Annotated in this window: 17 protein-coding genes, 4 tRNA genes and 1 pseudogene; 9 read left to right on the top strand and 13 right to left on the bottom strand. The window is 42.7% G+C overall.

Features of this window, described 5'->3' with window-relative positions; genetic code table 11:
- Positions 1–19 precede the first annotated feature (19 nt).
- From P4S58_RS17430 to P4S58_RS17420, 3 genes are all read right to left on the bottom strand, one after another.
- Entirely contained in the window at positions 20–1,318 is a 1,299-nt protein-coding gene (locus P4S58_RS17430) for a capsular biosynthesis protein (RefSeq protein WP_337164923.1), read from the bottom strand.
- Complete coding sequence (locus P4S58_RS17425) at positions 1,302–2,717, bottom strand: undecaprenyl-phosphate glucose phosphotransferase (RefSeq protein ID WP_337164921.1); 1,416 nt, start codon at positions 2,715–2,717, stop codon at positions 1,302–1,304. The genes P4S58_RS17430 and P4S58_RS17425 overlap by 17 nt, the downstream gene beginning before the upstream one ends.
- Positions 2,718–3,112: 395 nt before the next feature.
- A complete protein-coding gene (locus P4S58_RS17420) occupies positions 3,113–4,201 on the bottom strand; it encodes a ketoacyl-ACP synthase III (RefSeq protein WP_337164919.1) in 1,089 nt (362 codons plus the stop codon).
- A 213-nt stretch (positions 4,202–4,414) separates the two neighbouring features.
- Between P4S58_RS17420 and trxC the strand changes: the two genes are divergently transcribed.
- Both trxC and P4S58_RS17410 read left to right on the top strand, forming a co-directional pair.
- Complete coding sequence (gene trxC / locus P4S58_RS17415; protein ID WP_237291981.1) at positions 4,415–4,849, top strand: thioredoxin TrxC; 435 nt, start codon at positions 4,415–4,417, stop codon at positions 4,847–4,849.
- 195 nt (positions 4,850–5,044) lie between these two features.
- The gene (locus P4S58_RS17410) at positions 5,045–6,205 is read left to right on the top strand and encodes an MFS transporter (RefSeq protein WP_102963966.1); all 1,161 of its coding nucleotides are present in this window, start codon (positions 5,045–5,047) and stop codon (positions 6,203–6,205) included.
- 48 nt (positions 6,206–6,253) lie between these two features.
- On the opposite strand, the gene P4S58_RS17405 is transcribed toward P4S58_RS17410, so the two are convergent.
- Positions 6,254–6,646, bottom strand: a complete 393-nt coding sequence (locus P4S58_RS17405) for a nitrous oxide-stimulated promoter family protein (RefSeq protein WP_042487273.1) — start codon at positions 6,644–6,646, stop codon at positions 6,254–6,256.
- Between the two features lie 107 nt (positions 6,647–6,753).
- Here P4S58_RS17405 and P4S58_RS17400 point away from each other — a divergent pair, with 107 nt between their 5' ends.
- Positions 6,754–6,927: a DUF2986 domain-containing protein gene (locus P4S58_RS17400; protein ID WP_081878729.1), complete on the top strand. Its 174-nt coding sequence runs from the start codon at positions 6,754–6,756 to the stop codon at positions 6,925–6,927.
- On the opposite strand, the gene P4S58_RS17395 is transcribed toward P4S58_RS17400, so the two are convergent.
- The 5 genes from P4S58_RS17395 to P4S58_RS17375 all read right to left on the bottom strand — a co-directional run bounded on the left by P4S58_RS17395 (position 6,916) and on the right by P4S58_RS17375 (position 8,454).
- Entirely contained in the window at positions 6,916–7,392 is a 477-nt protein-coding gene (locus P4S58_RS17395; protein WP_337164918.1) for a LabA-like NYN domain-containing protein, read from the bottom strand. The genes P4S58_RS17400 and P4S58_RS17395 overlap by 12 nt on opposite strands.
- 218 nt (positions 7,393–7,610) lie before the next feature.
- A tRNA-Cys gene (locus P4S58_RS17390) sits at positions 7,611–7,684 on the bottom strand.
- A gap of 15 nt (positions 7,685–7,699) precedes the next feature.
- Positions 7,700–7,786 (bottom strand) — tRNA-Leu (locus P4S58_RS17385).
- A 491-nt stretch (positions 7,787–8,277) separates the two neighbouring features.
- Positions 8,278–8,351, bottom strand: a tRNA-Cys gene (locus P4S58_RS17380).
- Positions 8,352–8,367: 16 nt separating this feature from the next.
- Positions 8,368–8,454 (bottom strand) — tRNA-Leu (locus P4S58_RS17375).
- Between the two features lie 310 nt (positions 8,455–8,764).
- On the opposite strand from P4S58_RS17375, the gene P4S58_RS17370 reads away from it, so the two are divergent.
- Positions 8,765–9,751 (top strand): LLM class flavin-dependent oxidoreductase, encoded by a 987-nt coding sequence (locus tag P4S58_RS17370; protein ID WP_337164917.1) that lies wholly within the window; start codon positions 8,765–8,767, stop codon positions 9,749–9,751.
- Between the two features lie 116 nt (positions 9,752–9,867).
- Here P4S58_RS17370 and viaA read toward each other — a convergent pair whose 3' ends face one another.
- Together viaA and P4S58_RS17360 are read right to left on the bottom strand one after the other, a co-directional pair.
- The gene (viaA, locus tag P4S58_RS17365) at positions 9,868–11,313 is read right to left on the bottom strand and encodes an ATPase RavA stimulator ViaA (protein ID WP_337164916.1); all 1,446 of its coding nucleotides are present in this window, start codon (positions 11,311–11,313) and stop codon (positions 9,868–9,870) included.
- A gap of 8 nt (positions 11,314–11,321) precedes the next feature.
- Positions 11,322–12,979 (bottom strand): annotated as a pseudogene (locus tag P4S58_RS17360) (ATPase RavA domain-containing protein).
- A gap of 287 nt (positions 12,980–13,266) precedes the next feature.
- Between P4S58_RS17360 and P4S58_RS17355 the strand changes: the two are divergent.
- The 3 genes from P4S58_RS17355 (at position 13,267) to P4S58_RS17345 (ending at position 15,881) form a co-directional block, all read left to right on the top strand.
- Positions 13,267–13,782, top strand: coding sequence for an NUDIX hydrolase (locus P4S58_RS17355; protein ID WP_112403685.1), 516 nt, complete (start codon positions 13,267–13,269; stop codon positions 13,780–13,782).
- A 28-nt stretch (positions 13,783–13,810) separates the two neighbouring features.
- Positions 13,811–14,815, top strand: a complete 1,005-nt coding sequence (gene ltaE / locus P4S58_RS17350) for a low-specificity L-threonine aldolase (RefSeq protein WP_102953492.1) — start codon at positions 13,811–13,813, stop codon at positions 14,813–14,815.
- 322 nt (positions 14,816–15,137) lie between these two features.
- Positions 15,138–15,881 (top strand): TetR/AcrR family transcriptional regulator, encoded by a 744-nt coding sequence (locus P4S58_RS17345; protein WP_237291985.1) that lies wholly within the window; start codon positions 15,138–15,140, stop codon positions 15,879–15,881.
- 63 nt (positions 15,882–15,944) lie between these two features.
- On the opposite strand, the gene P4S58_RS17340 is transcribed toward P4S58_RS17345, so the two are convergent.
- Together P4S58_RS17340 and P4S58_RS17335 are read right to left on the bottom strand one after the other, a co-directional pair.
- Entirely contained in the window at positions 15,945–17,213 is a 1,269-nt protein-coding gene (locus tag P4S58_RS17340; protein ID WP_042487298.1) for a DEAD/DEAH box helicase, read from the bottom strand.
- Positions 17,214–17,320: 107 nt separating this feature from the next.
- Complete coding sequence (locus P4S58_RS17335; protein ID WP_337164914.1) at positions 17,321–17,983, bottom strand: acyl carrier protein phosphodiesterase; 663 nt, start codon at positions 17,981–17,983, stop codon at positions 17,321–17,323.
- Positions 17,984–18,263: 280 nt separating this feature from the next.
- Here P4S58_RS17335 and P4S58_RS17330 point away from each other — a divergent pair, with 280 nt between their 5' ends.
- Together P4S58_RS17330 and P4S58_RS17325 are read left to right on the top strand one after the other, a co-directional pair.
- Positions 18,264–19,466 carry an aromatic amino acid transport family protein gene (locus P4S58_RS17330; RefSeq protein ID WP_337164913.1) on the top strand — a complete coding sequence of 401 codons (1,203 nt, stop codon included), beginning with the start codon at positions 18,264–18,266 and terminating at the stop codon, positions 19,464–19,466.
- A 193-nt stretch (positions 19,467–19,659) separates the two neighbouring features.
- Positions 19,660–21,084, top strand: coding sequence for a methyl-accepting chemotaxis protein (locus P4S58_RS17325; protein ID WP_337164912.1), 1,425 nt, complete (start codon positions 19,660–19,662; stop codon positions 21,082–21,084).
- Positions 21,085–21,144 lie beyond the last annotated feature (60 nt).

Here is a 21,144-nt window from a genome sequence, read left to right as displayed (position 1 = left end):
ATACCAACCATTTACGCATCTATATTTGCACCTTTAACTGCAACTCGACATACGATTGGTCGTAACCTAATCGTCTGATAATCGAGTACTGATCAAATTCACCGATGTTGAGTACATCTATGTCTTCATTTGAGCTGAACTTTTTCCACTGGTAGTTCATTTCGAAGCGAATCGACGGTCTGAAATCATAACCAATCGCAAACTTGGCGGTTTTGGTTTTGTCGTATCGATTGTTGTCTTCAATACGATAGTCTTCCGTCTCATATTCATAGCTAATGGTGGTAGAAAAGCGATCTACCCACCAAAAATGCTGCCAAGAAATGCCGTAAATCCCATCAAGGATATAACCACCTTCTTGCCTCGGGTCTTTGACACGTTGAGAGGTGTGCAGAGACCAAATATCGTGCTTTAGCGGTTTCCACTCCAGAGCGACATTCCAGTTAGCTCCCAGAAAACTTTCTGAGCGGTCATTTTCGGGAAACGCTTTGTACAAAGCGGCAATATCCGCATCAATGGTTGTTTTACCGCTTCTGACGCTTTTAATGCCAAACAACAGATAATATTCGTTACTGTCTTTGCGTTTGTTCGCCTGATAGTGACGACGGTTAGTAATCAAACTGTAGCGAAATCGACTGTCGTCGCTGTATTGGTCAAACAGCTCGATCAAACCTGTGGTTTCTTGCCACTCTTGTTCCAAAACGTATTGATAGAAATCATTATCCGCGATTTGAATATGGTCTTTGTCATCATAACCAAAAGACTTAGTCTGTAGCATGACATCCAGTTTCCCACGCCCCTTTGGCGCACCGTAGCTATAGCGAAGGCTGGTATTAAATTGTGAATAATCCAGACCAGAGTCACCAAAGCCATAGTGTTCCATCTGAGACTCATCAAATCCTTCTGTTAAACCAAGCCCTCTTTTCTCTTTTCCATAACCCTGTTGGACATTCCACTTGAGTCCGTGTCTTAGCCCGTAGCGCCAGTAACCATCGAACATCATGAAGTGACTGTCAGAGTCATCTTCATGAGAATCTTGGTAGCGGTTGTAGTCGCCCTTATACATTAGGAGGTACAGGTCTTCTCCTCTTTCTCCGATGGCTTTTAACTCAGGCGAAACGGTCAAATAGTTCGACTCTATTTTATCTTCATCATCAATCTGAAACGTGACGTTGTCATCAATACCATAAGCAGTGCCGACTTGACTCTGGAAGTCGATACCTGCGATTCCAATATGCGATTTTGGTTTCAAATCAGCGTGGGCAGATACGTTAACCAACAAGCTGCCCACACACAGTAAAAAGCTAGTATGCCGTTTCACTGACAAAGCCTTTAAAAATGGTCAAAAAGATAATTTTAATATCAAGCCACAACGTCCAGTTTTGCATGTATTGGATGTCGTATTGAATGCGTTTTTCCATCTTGTCGACGGTTTCTGTTTCACCACGATAGCCGTTTATCTGCGCCCAACCGGTAATGCCAGGTTTAATTTTGTGTCGAATCATATAGTTATCAACTATTTTTCTGTATTCTTCGTTGTGAGCAACAGCATGAGGTCGAGGGCCAACAATCGACATGGAACCTTGAAGCACATTAATGAACTGAGGCAACTCGTCTAGTGACGTTCTGCGAATAAAGGCGCCGAACTTGGTTACCCTAGGGTCGTTTTTGGTCGCCTGTGTAACAACATCGCTGTTTTCCATCACTTTCATGGAACGGAACTTCCACACTTTGATTTTCTTGCCTCCCAAACCATAACGATCTTGTTTGAAGAGCACAGGGCCTGGCGAACTCATTTTTACACCTATCGCCACGGCTATTAGAACGGGAGAGATCATCAGTGTAATCATTGAACCGATGATAATATCTTCGATTCGCTTGATAGCAGCACCCACCCCATCAAAAGGTGAACCAAAAACACTAAAGGTTTGCACACCATTGACAGACTTCACTTTCGAAATACTGATGTTGTAGGTGTACAGGTCTGGAACGAGATAGGTATCCACCGTACTGTCAGACAGTTGTTCTAAATAGTGACGAATGCGGTCTTTCGCCACCATAGGTAAAGCGACATACACTTCATCAATTTCGCCATTGCGAGCTTTTTCCAGCAGTAAATCAACTTTTCCTTTGTAGGGAATTTTGGTCAGGTAACCGAATCGTTGCTCACCTCGGTCGTCATAATACGCGAGCTCAATATCGTTCAGATGGTAGTCACTGAGCAGTGAACGGGAAATAGCGATACCAGCCGGTGTCATACCGATGATGGCTATACGCTGTTTCTGGTTCATTTTCTGACGAAAGGTTCGTACAGTGGCAATTGGCAAAACCCTAGCCGCTGCCAGCACAACAAATGCTAATACATACCAAAAAGCAAAGACCGTTGGGTTTAGGTTTGTGATGGTCACGCCATCCACATTCTTGAAGAAGTACTTCACCACTTCCATGGCTAAAACTGAGATGGTTAACGTTGCAAGCAATCGAAAAAACGAAGCCCTAATGCGACGTAGAGTTCGATAGCTGTAGAGTTTGCAGTACTCTCCGACTAAAAGAAAAATAATCGAGAAAATAAATGCGGCCAGAATATCTATTGCCGTTTCATGATCACCAAGCGATTTAATAATACTCGTTAGCATGAGATTAATAAGAAGGAAATCAACCATCTTTAACAGCGTTGCGTAGCCGTCATCCGCAAGCTTTAATACTTTTCTCGGTGTCATACCTAGTCTGCCTCAAACGTCTGAAAAATGAATTACTGATTGCTTGATTATCTAATTATTCTGTTTCACTAAGAGTCTATTTAACTTTTAGCTGTGAATTCCATTTAGTTTCAGTCTAGAACAATTCCACTAAACCTATGAATAAAAAGCAGTAAAAGTATATTTCTTAGTTGCATAGAATGTTTGCAAAAATACTACCTTATTTCGTGATGTGCATTCCACATATGTGCTGTAGGACTATTCTTATATTTGAGAATTATTTTAATTACTTTCTGTTTCACACGTTCTGAATATTGACCTAAGAATACAGTTGTAGGATTTCAGACTGAAAATGTAAAAAAGGAACTCCTTGAGTTCCTTTTTGATTTCATTGAAGTGACTGTTTAAGAGTCTGTTTACTCGGCAGATTTTCGTTTGCAGTGTTCAATCGCATCATGCAGTAGCTCTAGTGCTGACTTATCGCATTCCGGTAACACAGCATCACTTCTGTTGACAGGAGTAACACGCTGACCCCATCGGATATGGCCGGCTCCCCACGTCAGTCCTGCGCCGAAAGCTGCCACAAGAATATTGTCGTTTGGATTAACCTTACCCTGTTCTAGCGCTTCACAAAGAGCAATTGGAACCGTCGCTGCAGAAGTATTGCCATACTTGTGAATATTGACGAAGGCTTTGTCTTGGCTGATACCAGACACATCACATAAGGTTTGGATGATTCGAATATTTGCCTGATGAGGGATCACCACATCGACATCATCATTAGTTAAACCACTTCTTTGCAGTACTTGTTGAGACGCGGCACCCATACCACGCACCGCGCGTTTAAAGATGTCTTTACCAATGAAGTTAAAATCCCAATGACCATTATCAGCCGCGAAACGATCCATTGCCGTACCAAACTTAGGCACTGCCAAAATATCACGACCTTCAGCATCGCAACCGATTTGCGCATCTTGCAAACCAAGCGTCTCTTCCGTACGACTTAATATTGCTGCACCAGCACCATCACCAAACAAAACTGCGGTGTCTCGCTTAGTCCAATCTAGATAGAAAGAAAGGCGTTCAGCACCAATCACTAATGCATGCTTGTAGTTACCCGCCTGAATCAAACGAGTCGCAGTTTCTAAACCATAAAGGAAACCAGTACAAGCAGCATTCATATCAAACGCAGCCGCGCCTTTGTTACCCAAATTCAGTTGAACTTTCGACGCAATATTCGGAATCAAGGTATCTGGAGAACAGGTGGCAACAATAATCAAATCAAGATCGCCAGCTTCTAATCCAGCACACGCCAAAGCTTGCTTAGCGGCAACGGTTGCCAAGTCAGACGTGTTAACGTGGCTAATGCGACGATTTTCGATACCAGTACGAGTGCGAATCCACTCATCGTTGGTGTCTAAAAAAGTACTCAGATCTTCGTTTGTAAGGGTTGCTGGAGGCAAACATTTACCCCAACCTGTAATTTCAGCGTAAAACTTGGTCATACTCGTTCCAAATCTATAATTGTTATGCCAATACCAGCGTTGAATTAACCTGTAGCCTATGATTAATTCCGTGCCGATATTGTCTATTGTATTTATATCAATTGCCCCAACATTAGGCATAAGGGCGGATTATACGCTCATTTACCATATAGCGCTATTTGCCATAAAGAGCTGTAAAGACCATAAATACAAATCACGATTTGAGAGGAAACTATGTCTACCTTCAATACACGCTGCCCTTCTTGCCATGGATTAAACCGTGTTCCCAATGAGCGAGTATCAGAGAGCCCGAATTGCGGCAAATGCCAAACACCTTTGCTGGACGGCTCACCAATAGAAGGTACAGATGCTAATTTTGAGGCTATTTTGCAAAGTTCTCAGCCTGTCGTTGTCGATTTTTGGGCTCCTTGGTGTAACCCATGTGTGGGTTTCGCGCCTGTTTTTTCAGATGTAGCAAATGAAAGAAATGGTTCAGTACGTTTTGTAAAAATCGACACTGAAAGTCAGCAAATTCTTGCTGCTAAGTTCCAAATTCGCAGCATTCCAACCATTATGGTGTTCAAGAACGGACAAAGAGTTGATGTCATAAATGGTGCGCTTCCTAAATCCCAGTTTAATCAATGGCTGAACCAAGCTTTAGCAAAATAATTCTTGTGAAATTTTTCTAGTTAAGTTGGCTATTTTTAGGATAATATGCCGACTTAACTTAGTATTTTATAGATTAGATATTTAATAAAATTTATTAATCGTAAAGATCACAAATTTTAGTTTTACCTTTCCTCTCATAAGTCCCATATTCGCCGCAAATTCTATCTTCCCCCTATAAACTTTGAGGCGACGTCGTTGGACAACTTGTTGGTATCAACTTCTTCTCAACGCATTTCTGTTCCAGTAATTGCGTTAACTTTCTATGCAGTGGCATCGGGCTATTTAATGAGTCTGATTCCCCTTATGTTGCCTCATTATCAGTTAGAAACCAGTTTAGCGAGTTGGCTAGCGAGTGTGTTTTACGCAGGGCTGTTAATCGGTGCGATGATCGTAGATCCTGCTGTAAACCGTCTTGGTCACAGAAATGCTTTCATTGCATTCTTGATGATTCTGCTGGTCTCTATTGTCACCTTACCTTTAGTCGCGAATTCAACTGTATGGTTGGTTTCACGTTTTATCGCTGGCATTACAGTCGCAGGTATATTCGTCGTCGTTGAATCTTGGTTACTGCATGGGGATGAATCAGGTAGAGCTAAGCGACTTGGCATTTATATGGCTGCTTTATATGGTGGTTCCGCAATTGGTCAGCTAGGCATTAGCTACATAGGTATTAACGGTACGCTTCCATTTTTAGCCATCTCAGCACTGTTACTCATTGCATCTGTTGTGTTGATTTTTGGTAAATCAACACAACCAGCTTCACAACAAGCGGCAAGCCTGTCTTGGCGTCAAATGACCAAGTTGAACCATGCCGCTATTATGGGATGCATCGTATCAGGGCTAACTCTAGGTGCTATTTATGGTTTGATGCCTGTAGAACTGGAAAAGAGAGGTTTAGACCATTCCAATATGGGTGCGCTGCTTGCTCTAGTTATTCTGGGTGGAATGGCGATTCAACCTAGCGTTCCTTGGCTTTCGAAATATTTAGGTCGTACTTTATTGATGGCATTGTTCTGTTTAATCGGCTCTGGTGCCGTTATGCTGCCATTCCTCGAATCTGGCTTAACAGTGCTTGCGATCAGCTTGTTTGTATTGGGTATGGCGACATTTGCACTTTACCCAATCGCTATCAATTTGGGATGCGATAAACTCGATGCCAGTTACATTGTTTCTGCAACTCAAGTGATGCTGTTCAGCTATAGCGTAGGGTCTGTGGTTGGTCCTGTCATTGCAGACTGGTTCTTACAAAATGGTCAAGGTTTGTTGGGGTATCTATTCGTAATTCAAATGGCGACCTGTCTTTACATGCTACTTGCAAGTATGAAAACTAAACGCCAATGGGTTGCAGGTGAATAAACCGTTCACACTCATTCCACCTGCAGCTATCTGAATTATTGATTGTTACTACTTATTGGACGCTTTAAGTCGTTGATGACGATTTGAAGCGTCTTTTTCTATTTTGACGGGTGGTTCTTTTCGCTCATGTAGTAAATGACGAATCGCAAGAATAGGATGTGGCAGTAACATTCTTGGACCAGAGTATCGCATCACCAATCTCATGCTTTCTTTCGGTTCTGGCTTATAACAATGGATTGGGCATCGATTACAAGTCGGCTTATTTTGACCGTAAGGGCATCTGTCTAAACGTATTTCTGCGTAATCGAGCAGTGCTTGGCATGCTTCACACAATCCATTTTTACTATTATGGTGTTTTTGACAGTAGATGCCCATCATCGCAGCTACGGTCTTATATTCTGTTTGTAATGAGCCGATTAAAATAGAACTGGGTTTTGTCATTATTACACCCTATTGAATAACAGCCTGGTTAATTTCTTACTGGCTATTGAGCTTAGTGTTCAAAACCATTAAGCTCCCCTCCCTCATGTTCCTCAGATGTGAAAATCATGAACCGTAAAAAGAAGATCAACCAAATTTTAAAAAAGAAGATTAAGCAACAAAATGCGAAGCTTAATAAAAGTAATAAGCCTCGCTACGTCTCTAAAGCAGAGCGCGCTAAAATGGAAGCAGAAGAAGCTTCACAAGCTATTGAACAAAGTGAGACTCAATCACCAGAGTAGTAACTCGTCATCAATAGCAATGTATCTGTCAGCGGCTTCTACTAGGCTGTTCGCTGTTAAACCGGGTACACCATAAACTTCTACTTGCTTGCCAAATCTTTGTTGGATGCGTTTGGCGAGCAAGTCAAAATCGCCATCACCAGAAACCAACACAACCACATCAACTTCTTCTGCTAGCTCAATTGCATCAAGCGTAATACCCACATCCCAATCGCCTTTAGCACTGCCATCCCTACGTTGAATAAACGGCTTTAACATCACTTCGAAACCGATACCACGCAATATATGGTGAAACTGACGTTGACCCGCATCTTTGCTGGCAATAGCGTACGCATTGGCTTTCACTACGGCGCGCCCATGAGTCACTTTTTGCCAAAACTGGTTGTAATTGAAGTTAAGTTGATAACGTTCTTTACAGGTGTAGTAGACATTCTGCACATCTACGAGAATGGCGATTTTTTCCATATTGATGTTGGTACCCTTATAGAGTGTACTTTCTAAACGCGAAACATTGAGCCAAATAACAGCCTCGAAACAAACGAAACCATATCACAGCCTAAAGCTGAAAGTTACACGATTATTGCTTATTGAGAATGTGTGGCATCATCGCGAAGACGTTTATCTAAGTGACTACGACAAGAGAAAGAGTCTTTTGAGTTATTTGAGAGAGTACTAAGAGAAAGTGGAGGCGCGTACCGGAATCGAACCGATGTACACGGATTTGCAATCCGGTGCATAACCACTCTGCTAACGCGCCTTATTTGGAATTTGATGGTGCCCCGGGCCGGACTTGAACCGGCACGACTCGAAAGTCGAGGGATTTTAAATCCCTTGTGTCTACCAATTTCACCACCAGGGCAACGCATACTGCGATGGTGACACCATCTGTTCACGACATTGCTGTGTGAACGAGGCGTACTTTAGCGAAATCAGCCCCAAGGTCAATAAAAAACTATCAACTTATTTACCGACTGCTGAATAAAACAACTCTAACGTATATATGAGCAACAATTTGTACATTTATCCCACACCACAAAGACTTCTGGGCTGTGTGTTTATCTTTGACCTTTGCCAAGATACAGCTAATAACATTTAGTATGGCATGTTCTGCGTTTTCTATAGTACCGACCTTAAAATCTAACACATGGCATCTTCTAGCCACTTCAGACCCACTAACGTCATCGCATATTTCACAGATCGATGTACTTCTCGATGTGAAGTTATATGTATTGCATTTCAAATGTCGCTAAGTACTGAATGAATACCAAGAAATAGTTGTGAGAAGATGTAAAAGCCAGTGAGTATTGAACTTTTTTGATTTAAAGAGTTTAGAAATAGAAAAGAGAGAAATGGAGGCGCGTACCGGAATCGAACCGATGTACACGGATTTGCAATCCGGTGCATAACCACTCTGCTAACGCGCCATATTTGGAAATTTGATGGTGCCCCGGGCCGGACTTGAACCGGCACGACTCGAAAGTCGAGGGATTTTAAATCCCTTGTGTCTACCAATTTCACCACCAGGGCAACGCATACTGCGATGGTGACACCATCTGTTCTCCACATTGCTGTGTGAACGAGGCGTACTTTAACGGATTCATTTTGTCGGTCAATAACAAATTCTATATTTTTCAACTGAATGGCTAATAAACATGCCACCACGCATAAAAGACACACAAAAAGAACAAATGCTCAGCGAATCTCAGCTTGATAATTAACGTTTATTGGTCGTCCAAGATCCAAGAGGTTACGTACTATTCCTTCAAAAACTCATGGTTTTATTTATTTTTGGAAAGAGGCATAGTGATAACCTGATTTACTTGCAGATAAGTTTGTTATGTCTCTACCAAAACTCTCGATTTTAGATTTAGCACCTGTCTCTGAAGGTGCAGATTTCCACACAACCTTTCAACATACGGTTTCACTTGCGCAACATGCCGAGAAGTTAGGCTACGAGAGATTCTGGATGGCGGAACACCATAACATGCCGGATATTGCGAGCGCAGCGACTTCTGTTTTGCTCAGTCATGTCGGTGCACATACTCAATCGATTCGTCTAGGTTCAGGCGGAATTATGCTGCCTAACCATGCCCCTTTGGTCATTGCAGAACAATTTGGCACTTTGGAAGCACTCTACCCGAATCGTATTGATTTAGGTTTAGGTCGCGCTCCGGGAACTGACCATTCAACCATGCATGCTTTACGAAGAGAACCGGATCGAATGGACCCTGATTTCGATGAACTACTGGAAGAGTTACAGTTTTTCATGGGACCCATTTCGACTAACCAGCCAGTAAAAGCTTATCCGGGCAACAACTCTAAAGTACCAATCTGGTTGCTGGGCTCTAGCACCTACAGTGCCCGTCTAGCGGGAATAAAAGGACTGCCATTTGCGTTCGCCGCGCATTTCGCCCCTGACGCTATGTTGAGAGCCATCGAGATTTATCGTGATAACTTCCGACCTTCAGACCAACTTGATAAACCTTATGTCATGATCGGGGTAAATATCATAGTGGCTGAAACAGATGCTGAGGCCCAGTATTTGGGTACCACTGAAAAGCAGAAGTTTCTTTCCATGATCAGAGGCGGGCGAACCAAACTTGCACCTCCGGTGAAAAGTATGGAACCGCTTTGGCTACCCCATGAAAAGCATCACATTCAGACTCAGCTGCGCGAATCCATTCATGGAGGTGTCGATACAGTGAAAAGCCGAATAATGGATTTAGTCGCCAGAACCCAAGCCGATGAGATTATGGTCAATGCTATGATTTTTGAACATGAAGCTAAGCTACGTTCTTACGAGTTACTGGCGAACATCGATTAAAAGCACTGAATAAATCGCCTTAGATACCACAAAGGGAGGTTATAACCTCCCTTTTCTTTTGCGGATTTTAACCAGCACTAGTTGTGACGCTTAACTGACATTCTTGCTGAATACAGTTACCACTGCTTTGCTATGCGCCCAAAGATATTAGGATGATAACGCCAGCAATGGTCAAACATACTCATTAACTCTGGGTTGCCATAGCGCGACAAACTGATCGCATGAAAGCGATTTTTTGCGGCCTTCAATCCATTAATCCGAGCCAAAATTTCTTCGTTCTGTTTAGGCGCGATGAAGTCAGAAATCACCACCAAATCGGCATTCTTATATGTGCCGTCAGCCATTAATTCCACTGACTTTTTCAGAACAGGCTCTAAGTCTGTACCACCGTGGAATGAGTAGCTCAAAAAGTCACTCACTTCTCGCAAGCCATCCTGCTTGGTCAACTCATAAGTGATGTGTTCAGTAGAAAACAGCATGACATAACAATCACGATCTTCGGCTAAAGCAATTTGCATCAATGCGTAAGCCATCGCTTTTGCACACTGCTCAGGAAAACCATGCATCGAACCAGATGCGTCAACACAGACGATGAAAGGTCCTTTTTCGATATCCGCTTTCTTGTTATCTGGCTTATGCGCACGAACTTTTCGAAGTGTGCGTGACTTACCTTGCATCCGATAGTTCATCAAACGCTTATCAACTAAGTGTTTATAGAAAACCACTTCAAGCTCTGGGTAAGCGAGAAAGAGGGTTTCATTTGGCAGCATCTTATTAAGATCATCACTCTCATGAATACCGACAATGTCGTCTGTCGCTTCATCGGACTTCTCTTCCACCATTTGTGGCTCTTCGGTAGGCGAGCGATTTAAATCTGGGTCATCAACGTCACTTGCCATTCGCCCTAAGCTTTCCGCTATCTCTTGCAACGCTTGATGTTTTTTCAAAAACTCGGCATGGCGCTTCATAACCGTTAGGTCACTGCGGCTTAATTTAGCAGAAGCCATATCCCATAGTCTGCCGACACTGCTTTCATCACCCGCTTCGGTGACCTTATCCATATTGCGCATGGTTTCCATACGCTGATAAAGATCCGTCAGGAGTTTTTCTTTGTTCGTTTCCAGTTCCATCACCTGAGCTTGCTTAATTGCATCGCTTAATGACTTGTACCATTGGTCACAAAAGAAATGAGGGAACATAGGGTTATAAATACCCTTGTTCTTTTCCATCAAACGTCGTGCTTGTAAATAGAAAGCGGAGTGCCATTCAAGCTTTTTGATCACATCATCAATGCGGTCGAAAAAGGTCTCTTCGTCCCAGTGAATCACTTCTTGATAGTAGCTAAGCTCTTGCTGAAAGCGCTCAGTCTCACATACTCGTGTGATACGTTTTTTAACGCTACCACGCCATTTCAATAAGTGATTTTTTACCGTTGAGCGAACACCACGATCTTCCGCCATCAACATGACTTGTGAGCGAGCAAGGAGATCGTTAACTGCGGTATCAATAATTCCGCTGTCTGCAATCATAAGAGCGAGGTTTAATCCATCAGCGCCAAGCATGATGCCTCCTATTCAAAAAACTGAGCGAGATTTCGATAACGCTGCGCGCTTTTCTCGCATTCAGTTTGTGTCGCTTCCAACAGCTGCTGAAGCATATGTAATGTTGCTTCCATCGCTGTTGGTAAAGTTGGGTCGATAAAGTTGTGAGGCAACGCTCCATGGAATACAGAACGTACTTTGCGTAAATGATGTTCTGCGTGTTTTAGCTGCGCCATCGCTTGCTCAGTTTTTGCCAACCAGTCTTGATACAACCCTTGGTCCAATCCCTCTTTTGTCACTAATGACACCATGACAGAGCGGTTAGCGATGTCTTTAATCACCAAATTGTTTGTCGCATCAACATCGAATTTGAGTCGGCACATATTGGTGTTTTGGTTGACGTAACCGTAGACATCACCTTCACCATCTTTAATGACTCTTTCTAATTCACTCTTTGGAACATAAACCCAACGGCTGTCCCCTTTCTCAGACTCAGATACCGACATATTACTTTGCAATAAAACCAGCTTAACGAGATCATAAGCCGCACCGACTTTATAGCTCTTAGCGCCTTTGATATCGTACTGATTGATGACTTTTTCTTTATCAAGCCTGTAGCCGTCTCAAGCGACAACATCATGCCAAACTCTGATTCCAGCTCATCCTGAATCGAGGCTAACTCTTCGCGGCAAAGTGAAATTTGATGTTCAACTTCCATTTGATCGAAGGCGTAACGTAGTGCGAACTCTTTTACGACACTATGAACCACTTCACGTGACTCAGGACTGTTCCATAAACAGTCTTGCAGCAATAGAATATCCAAAGGATTAATCGCATCACGACCATTAAAGAAAGCGCTCGCCTTTAACAACTTCACTGCTTTCTTCCAACGTCGGTCAGACACATACATGTCATGAGTCGACAAATTGCTGTCTTCCACAGCTGATTCCAACATACTCTTAAGCTGATAGAGTTTCTCAAAAACGTCGTCGCTCAGTGTCAGGCTGTCTAACTGTTGTTGCCATTGATGATATTCTTGGTCAGTGATCGCCAAACCTTCTGGAATACGTGCTTCTTGCGGCGTTCCAACTGTTAGCATGGATTTGAAATTCTGTTTGTTCTGAATTCGGTTGACGAACACTCGCACCAGCATCCGGTCATACAAGGCTTCAAGACCGCTGTCTTCATCAGGCAGTTCGTTGGATGCAGAGATCAATAAGCGCATCGGTACACGCTCAATATCACTGCCGTTTTTAAATGTTTTTTCGTTAACGACCGTAAGAAGCGTATTCAGAATCGCAGGGCCCGCTTTCCAAATTTCGTCCAGAAAAACGACCTGCGCGGTAGGAAGATAACCATTTGTTAAACGAACATATCGTCCGTTATCTTTCAGTTCTTGGATGCTGAGTGGACCAAACACTTCTTCAGGCGTGGAGAAACGGGTCATCAAATACTCAAAATAACTGCTGTTATCAAATGCTTGAATGAGTCGTTTCGCGATAAGACTTTTTGCAATGCCGGGAGGGCCTAAAAGGAAAACACTTTCACCAGCTAGTGCGGCTAGCAAGCAAAGTTTAATGGTACTTTCTCTTTCGTAAACACCATCAGAGAGAGCTTTGGAGAGCTTATTAATACGTTCTGACAATAACGCTTTTTGTCCATGAGAGGCTTGAGTTGGACTGATCATGCTTGCACTCCTAAGCAATACCTAAATTCGTTCTTATATAAAATTTTACACATTTGTTATCATTTAGTTACAACTATAATCCGAATTTGGACGGACTGTTATATCAGATCTACCTAATGTGCAAAATGATGTAATCATAGTTTGCACTTATGCGACATAGCGCTCATAACAACCGTATGAATTTTCAACGTTGAATTTATTTCCGATTGAGATTCTGCAACCAAATACGATATGGTAGACGTACTACGCCAAAGTGGCTCTCCTCCACCGATAAGAACTATTTTTGTATGAGCAATACCATACACACGTGGAAACGCATTTCTCTTGTTGAAGAGAATGTCGTACTTCCCAACGGTAATAACGTCAAACACACAACTATTGTGCATCCTGGTGCCGCAGTCATTCTTCCGGTCACTGAAGACAACCAAATTGTCATGATCAATCAGTTCCGACCTTCGCTAAAAAAGTGGCTACTAGAACTTCCGGCGGGAACGATTGAAAACCAAGAATCGCCACTTGTTTGCGCTCAACGAGAACTCGAAGAAGAAACAGGCTACAGCAGTGATTCCTTTATTAGTTTAGGTCTGTTCACTCCTTTAGCGGGTTTCTGTGACGAAATTCAGCATCTGTTTATCGCGAAAAACCTTGTGAAAACATCTAGGTATAGCTGCGACGATGATGAAGTTATTGATGTCATCACTTTTTCAGTGGCAGAAATTGAGCAAAAGATCATAAGTGGCGAGATTACAGACTCAAAGACTATCGCTTGCCTGAGCAAAGCGAAGCTATGTGGATATTTATAATAAGTTAAGTTGGTTATAAGGAAATAAGATGGATTTTCGTTCTGATACTGTTACTAAACCTACTCAAGCCATGCGCGAAGCAATGGCTCGTGCCGAAGTCGGCGATGATGTTTATGGTGATGACCCTACTGTTAATGAACTTGAAACATGGGCAGCAGAAAGACACGGCTTTGAAGCTGCGCTGTTCACCACGTCAGGAACACAAGCGAACTTGCTGGGTTTAATGTCTCATTGCGATCGTGGCGATGAGTATCTATGCGGTCAACAAGCGCATAACTATAAATTTGAAGCCGGTGGCGCGGCGGTATTAGGCTCAATCCAACCTCAGCCAATCGAAAACAATCCTGATGGCACAATTGATTTTGCAAAGTTAAAAGCAGCAATCAAGCCCGACGATTTTCATTTCGCACGGACTCGCCTCTTGAGCTTGGAAAACACTATTAACGGTAAAGTTCTGCCAATGGAGTATTTAAAGCAAGCGAGAGAGTTCGTCGATCAGCATAATCTCAAACTGCATTTGGACGGTGCTCGCGTTTATAACGCAGCCGTTGCATTGGATACTGACGTAAAGAACATTGCTCAGTATTTTGATTCTATGACCATTTGCCTTTCTAAAGGTTTGTGTGCTCCTATTGGCTCTTTGCTATTAGGAAGCAAAGAATACATTGCCAAAGCAAGGCGTATTCGAAAAATGCTCGGCGGCGGTATGCGTCAAGCAGGTATTTTGGCGGCGGCAGGTAAACTTGCTCTCACAGAACAAGTGGCTCAGCTTAAAGTCGATCACGACAATGCAAAACACTTGGCCTATGGTCTTGCTCAACTGCCGGGATTCTCATTAAACCCAGAGTGGGTTCAGACGAATATTGTGTTTGCAAAAGTTGATGAAAATATTGATATCAATGCGATTGCTGATCAACTAAAACGAGACAATATTATTGTATCTCCGGGCAATCCTATTCGATTTGTTACACACCAAGATGTTACCCGCGAAGACATTGATCTGTTACTCAACAAACTGAGTTCTCTACTTTAGGTTTTTCTTATCAATAATCCTCTTATGCTGCGTATCAGCGCACAATTGGATTATTGATAACTCTCTTTTCCGTGAAAATTTCCGTAAATTCTGGTAAAAGGTCGCTCATACACAGCAATGAATGAATTGAGTCTGTTGACCTTTTGCAATGTTTATTACCGCAACTTATGAGTTATTCATACATGGCCACGACGATGGCGTGAAACACTCTTAGCATCTAAGCGATAACGCAGAACAAACAACTCAGTACTGCTACCCGAAGGTTCGGTTAAATTCGTTTAATCGAACAACGTTTAACCTTAAAAGGTCTACAGACCACAATATGACTGATAAAAAACAAGGGCGTCGTAGCGCAGATGATGCCCATAAAACTCGACTGCATATTCTCCGGGAAGCCACCAATTTATTTTGCGAGCTAGGCTACGCTCGTGTTTCGTTACGTAATATCAGTGAGAAAGCTGGTATATCACACAGCCTGATACGTCACCACTTTGGCAGCAAAGAAAAAATATGGCGTTACATCAGTGATGGCATGCACAGTTATATGGAGTTTTATTTACGCAAAGTATTATCTGAAATACCTGACGATACCGCGGTAAACGTAAAACTCTATCGGTTTACCATGTATCTGCTGGCGCACAGCCTCATCATTAAACAACCGATTCAGTTTATTGCTGACGCAGTCCGTCAAGAAGGAGCCTTGTTTGATTACTTTATTGATACTGCAGGTGAGCTAGAAGAGATTATTGAAGGCTTAGCCGACTTGTACAACAAAGAGTACCCAAACGCGCCGATTAAGGTATGGGAAATAAAGTGGCAAATGATCATGTTTAGCCATGGTGCAGCAAGCTTAACTCCATTTATGAAAGAAACATGGGCGGATGAAACTCGTGATTTAGATATTTGCCTATTGAAACACTGGTCACTGTTCAATGACATCATGATTCACAAGTTCAGCATTCCTGAGCAAGATGTCATGCGTCCAAACAGCGTAAAAGAGCTGGTGTACGAAGTCCGTTATGACTGGGAAGAAGAGTGCGAGAAGCGCATTAGCGCGAATCAATAGCATAAGGGCTGCGTAACGCAGCCCTTATCGTTTTACTCGGAGTTGGTTTAGCGTCCTAACCGCCTACTTTTTCTTTCCTCGGCTAGCATGGATTTTCAACTTCGCTTTCATTTTACGTTTCTCCGCTGAGCGGCTGTTGCGCTTTGCAGGTTGGTTATCATCAAAGACTGGTTCAATACTCGGCTCGAATCCCTGCAACCACTCTTGCGGTAACCTTTCATCTAATAAACGTTCAATCGCGTGTAGTAATGGCTCTTCGTCTTGACTCATCAACGATACAGCTAAGCCCTCTTTACCTGCTCGACCAGTACGACCAATTCGGTGTACGTAATCTTCAGCTTTAAAAGGCATATCGTAGTTCACTACTTGCTCTAGCTGTTCAATATCTAAGCCTCGGGCAGCTACATCAGTAGCAATCAGTGCGCGTATTTTTCCGGCTTTAAAGTCATCAAGCGCTTTCTGTCTTGCTCCTTGGCTCTTATCACCATTGATAGATGCTGCTTTTATACCGTCAAGTTTTAACTCTGCAGCAAGCGCATCACTACCCTGTCTTGTTTTTGTGAACACTAGGACTTGCTGCCAGTTTCTTGAACCAATTAGATAAGCAAGCAACTCTCTCTTGCGCTTCTTGTTCACTGGGTAAACCATCTGCTTAACCGTTGCCGCCGTTGAGTTACTTGGTGATACCTGTACTTCAACAGGTTCCATCATCATTCGGTATGCGAGTTCTTTGATCTTTTTATCAAATGTTGCGGAAAAAAACAGCGTTTGGCGAGCACGATTCAGCTTACGAAGCACTCTTTGAATATCTGGCATAAAACCCATGTCCAGCATGCGATCGGCTTCATCCAGAACCAAAACTTCTACCGTACCCAAATACAACGTTTTAACATGGGCATGATCCAACAATCGCCCCGGCGTGGCGATAAGAATGTCTGCACCGCCACGGAGATTATTCACCTGTACTTTCATGCTTGTGCCACCATAAGCGGTCACAATTTTGATGTTTTGACCTTTTGCATACGCCGTCAAATTATCAAAGACTTGTTGCGCCAACTCTCGTGTTGGTACCAACACCAACGAGCGAATGTCTTTACCTTTTCTTTCAGGATCAGAAGGATTATTAATAAAACGCTGTATGAGAGGCAAACCAAACGCAGCCGTTTTACCCGTTCCCGTTTGAGCTCCAGCCAAAACATCACGCCCCTCTAATACTTGAGGAATTGCCTGCGTTTGGATAGCCGTTGGAATTTCTATACCAATACTGGCTAGCGTTGCCACTAAAGCAGGTTGAATACCTAATTCTTGAAAGGTAGGAGTTTGTTCAGACATCGGATACCAATTAATTCAGCTATATAAATTTCATTACCTAAAGCTCGCCAAGATTGTATTGGTAAACACATAAAAACATTGGCTGCTAGGATGGGCGGCGGATTGTATCAAAAGCGAATGCTTTTGGCTTTCTCTAATACTTGTGGATAGAGTGAAAAGAAAAGCGACTCTAGCTCCTGATAGGAATCTTCAAGGCTGACATAACATTCAGCTAAAGGTTTCATTCTCTCTCTTCGCAAAGACATGCGTTGCAATGCGAAATGGATATTTTCAAATTCAGCGTATGACTCTAACCAGCGCCCTTGCCACATTTTGTCACTCACCATCATATAACGCTCGGGTAAAGACGAAGAGTGGTCAATCTTAACTTTCCTCCAGCGCCCTTGCCACATTTTGTCACTCACCATCATATAACGCTCGGGTAAAGACGAAGAGTGGTCAATCTTAACTTTCCTTTCCGCATCTAATACAAACTGCCGTAAAGACTGTGAATGAAAACGCTGCCAATGCTTGGCTAAACAGTGGTCCCAAAACATATCTAATGCAATAGGTGAGAAACGACGAGTTGTTGCTGGGAACAAGGCTTTAGCTAGAATCATGACCTCATGGCTATCTGTATAGGCATCTACCCATCTATGGAGTCTGATTCCTTGCACGATTTCTTCTGAATACTGCTCACTCGGATTGCCCTTGACGAAATCCCCCAACAGATTGCCTAGTAAATTGCTGTCCGACGCTTCTGCTATATGTAAATGAGCAAGATAATTCATAGTAAAAACTTAAACTCTTTCTTTGATTGTTCGCTTGATTATAAGTGTATTCATATTTAGCAGTTGAATTAAAAAACCAAACATATAAGCCATAACATTACTCACTAAACAATCCGTAAATATTTATTTACACCAATGGAATTTAATCTGTACAAATTGATTGACGTTTACAGATAAGTTCTACAAAATGTCGCAAAACCAGCGAATAAAACCAGTTTAACTGGTCACAATTCGAACATGATCTTAAGCAACACAACAACAGTAAATATAAGTTTACAAAATGATGAAATCAAAGCTTTTGGGCAGTACTTTGATAATTGCGGGCACCACCATTGGTGCAGGTATGCTTGCTCTGCCACTTGCATCCGCAGGAATTGGGTTTTCAACCTCTCTGATTATCATGCTTGGTCTTTGGGCATTGATGTCATTTACAGCATTACTCATGGTGGAGATCCATCAGTACGCCGATAAGGATGCGACATTACATACCCTAGCGAAACAAATTTTAGGCGATAAAGGGAAATGGGTGGCGACTTTTGCCATGCTATTCTTGTTTTACGCTTTATGTGCTGCGTATATCGCAGGTGGCGGCGCTCAGTTTACTCACCGCATCGCAAGTTTTACGGGCGCTGAGATCAATGGACAAATCGGCACTCTGATTTTCACTTTAATCGTTGCTGCTGTTGTGACTATCGGTACAGCGACGGTTGATAAAGTTAACCGCCTTTTGTTTGCAGGTAAAATCATTGCAATGGTTGTGGTGCTGACGTTTCTTGCACCTAACGTGACACAATCATACTTACTCAGTATGCCTGTCGGCCAAGGATTGATTGTTGCTGCTATCCCTGTAATTTTTACATCATTTGGTTTTCACGGCAGCATACCTGCAATCGTGAATTACTTGGATGGTCACACGCCTTCTTTACGTAAAGCGATCATTGTTGGTTCTGCTATTCCTTTGATCATTTACATCTTCTGGCAAGTAGTAACACTTGGTGTGGTTAGTCAACCAGACCTTATTGGCAATGCTGGTTTGAGTGCTTTAATCTCAACGCTTTCTCAAACAGTTCATCAATCAAATCTAGGCAATATCATTGGTATCTTTGCCGATCTCGCACTGCTTACTTCGTTTTTGGGTGTAAGTTTAGGTCTGTTTGAATTTATGGGTGACACGATTCGTAAGAAAAACGGCGGCATGAACAGAATTGCGGCATCGCTTGTAACTTTCACGCCTCCGCTGATCTTTGCTTTGTACTACCCTCAAGGTTTTATCATGGCTCTAGGATACGCAGCGATTGCTCTTGCGGTTTTAGCTATCTTCCTGCCACTAGTCATGGTTGTGCGAGTTCGCCAAACAGCAACAGCAAACCATTACCAAGTTGGTGGCGGCAACGTCGCTCTATTAGCAACTGGTGTGGTCGGAATAGTGATCATCGGTTCACAACTACTGATTACAGCTGGTGTTCTCCCATCACTCGGTTAAATAATTAATAAAATCTTTTAGGGTCAAATACATATGTATTTGACCCTTTTTTATTTCCGGAACACTAGTTGATCTAAATCTCATTTATAAAATTTATCTTACATTTATTGCAAATTTAAATACGACGTATAGCACATAAATAGTAGGATACTAGCTACACAAGAATCTCTTAAATTTGCCTCTCGGAGTAACAATGAAAGAAGTTGAGTTCCGAACGATAGACCGCGTGTTTATCAAGATGTCTATCAACGATAAAATGTGGGTTGTCTTCACACTGTTTCTATTAGCGATCGCAAGCATCTCGGGCGCTCGCTATTTCGATACTTTGGACAATATTGAACAGCAATCAAAACTCGCTGTTGAATACAAACTGCAAGGTATTGTCTCCCAATCAAATATCAGCAAAGTTTCGGGTTTAGAAGTTCGCTCATCGTTAAGCGAGACTCGATATAACAACGGTGTGGTAACAGCGACTGCGAAAGCATCCGATGGCAAAATATATGCGCTTACCGATGATTTTGCTAAACGTGAGCAAAATGCCCGCTCGGAAGCCTTCACTACTTTCTTACTTTCATTTTTGTGGGTAATCCCGTTCGCTATTTTTATCTACTGGGTAGCAACATTTATCGGTGGCGCTCTTTGGGTTCTTTACACGACGACGCAAAAAATTGCTCAAGGTGACTTAACTTCACGTCTAGGATTCCACGCTGGCCGTGATGAGTTTGGTACTATCGGCTGTGCATTAGATAACGCGATGGATACCTTGACTGATCTGGTAGTCGCAGTAAAAGGCAACTCGACAACATTAAGCGAAACATCAGCTTCTTTTGCTGAAGAGATGCGAGAAAGCGAAACACAAATCCAGAGACAATACTCTTCTTTAGATTCTGTAGCGACGGCAATGGAAGAGATGACGGCATCAGCGCACGAAGTTTCAAACATTGCTCTAAAAGCGACTCAGCAAACTGAGAATGATTCTGAACAGGTCAGCAATAGTCACAAGAGAGTTCAGCAAGCGATCAGCGAAATTGAACAGTTAACGGGTTACATTGCTCAAACCTCTTCGTCAGTGACAACGCTGAATGAAAATGCCATCAAGATTAATGATGTGATTACCACTATCAATGCGATTTCTGAACAAACCAACCTTCTTGCCCTTAATGCGGCTATCGAAGCTGCACGCGCTGGTGAGCAAGGTAGAGGTTTTGCTGTCGTTGCTGATGAGGTTCGTACATTGGCAAGCCGCACACAAGCTGCAACGGTTGAGATTCAGACCATGATAGGTAAGCTGCAAAGCGAGACACAGAACATTGCAAAAATTACTGATCAAACCGTCAGCCAAGCACAAACCAGCAGCCAGTTAGTCACAGAGATTGGCAACGATGTAAATCTCATCGCTGAATCGGCAAACCTGATTAACGACCTGAGTATTCAGATTTCAACTTCAGCAGATGAGCAAAGCTCAGTTGCAAATGACATCGCTTCTGAACTGAGTGATATCCGCAATCAATCAAATACCATTCGTGGTGTAGCAGAGCAGTCTTCTATAGGTATTCGTAACATTGCTCAAGCCACTCGTAACTTAGTAGAGACCTTAAGCCGCTACCGCACCAATTAATACGAACAGATGTTGTTTTAGAAATGTCCCCAGCCTAGCTGGAGGTTTCTCTATACAAAG

Origin of the sequence: Vibrio sp. Hal054, from assembly GCF_037162405.1 — a bacterium.
GTDB classification, from domain to species: domain Bacteria; phylum Pseudomonadota; class Gammaproteobacteria; order Enterobacterales; family Vibrionaceae; genus Vibrio; species Vibrio diazotrophicus.
This window is presented reverse-complemented; position numbering and strand designations above follow the sequence as displayed.

Excerpts from the sequence above, each read along its gene's own strand:
- P4S58_RS17335 (WP_337164914.1), bottom strand. The coding sequence starts at position 17,983 with ATGAATTATCTTGCTCATTTACATATAGCAGAAGCGTCGGACAGCAAT.
- P4S58_RS17345 (WP_237291985.1), top strand. The coding sequence starts at position 15,138 with ATGACTGATAAAAAACAAGGGCGTCGTAGCGCAGATGATGCCCATAAA.
- P4S58_RS17395 (WP_337164918.1), bottom strand. The coding sequence starts at position 7,392 with ATGGAAAAAATCGCCATTCTCGTAGATGTGCAGAATGTCTACTACACC.
- trxC (WP_237291981.1), top strand. The coding sequence starts at position 4,415 with ATGTCTACCTTCAATACACGCTGCCCTTCTTGCCATGGATTAAACCGT.
- P4S58_RS17355 (WP_112403685.1), top strand. The coding sequence starts at position 13,267 with ATGAGCAATACCATACACACGTGGAAACGCATTTCTCTTGTTGAAGAG.
- ltaE (WP_102953492.1), top strand. The coding sequence starts at position 13,811 with ATGGATTTTCGTTCTGATACTGTTACTAAACCTACTCAAGCCATGCGC.
- P4S58_RS17340 (WP_042487298.1), bottom strand. The coding sequence starts at position 17,213 with ATGTCTGAACAAACTCCTACCTTTCAAGAATTAGGTATTCAACCTGCT.
- P4S58_RS17370 (WP_337164917.1), top strand. The coding sequence starts at position 8,765 with ATGTCTCTACCAAAACTCTCGATTTTAGATTTAGCACCTGTCTCTGAA.
- P4S58_RS17330 (WP_337164913.1), top strand. The coding sequence starts at position 18,264 with ATGATGAAATCAAAGCTTTTGGGCAGTACTTTGATAATTGCGGGCACC.
- P4S58_RS17425 (WP_337164921.1), bottom strand. The coding sequence starts at position 2,717 with ATGACACCGAGAAAAGTATTAAAGCTTGCGGATGACGGCTACGCAACG.
- P4S58_RS17400 (WP_081878729.1), top strand. The coding sequence starts at position 6,754 with ATGAACCGTAAAAAGAAGATCAACCAAATTTTAAAAAAGAAGATTAAG.
- P4S58_RS17325 (WP_337164912.1), top strand. The coding sequence starts at position 19,660 with ATGAAAGAAGTTGAGTTCCGAACGATAGACCGCGTGTTTATCAAGATG.
- P4S58_RS17405 (WP_042487273.1), bottom strand. The coding sequence starts at position 6,646 with ATGACAAAACCCAGTTCTATTTTAATCGGCTCATTACAAACAGAATAT.
- viaA (WP_337164916.1), bottom strand. The coding sequence starts at position 11,313 with ATGCTTGGCGCTGATGGATTAAACCTCGCTCTTATGATTGCAGACAGC.
- P4S58_RS17420 (WP_337164919.1), bottom strand. The coding sequence starts at position 4,201 with ATGACCAAGTTTTACGCTGAAATTACAGGTTGGGGTAAATGTTTGCCT.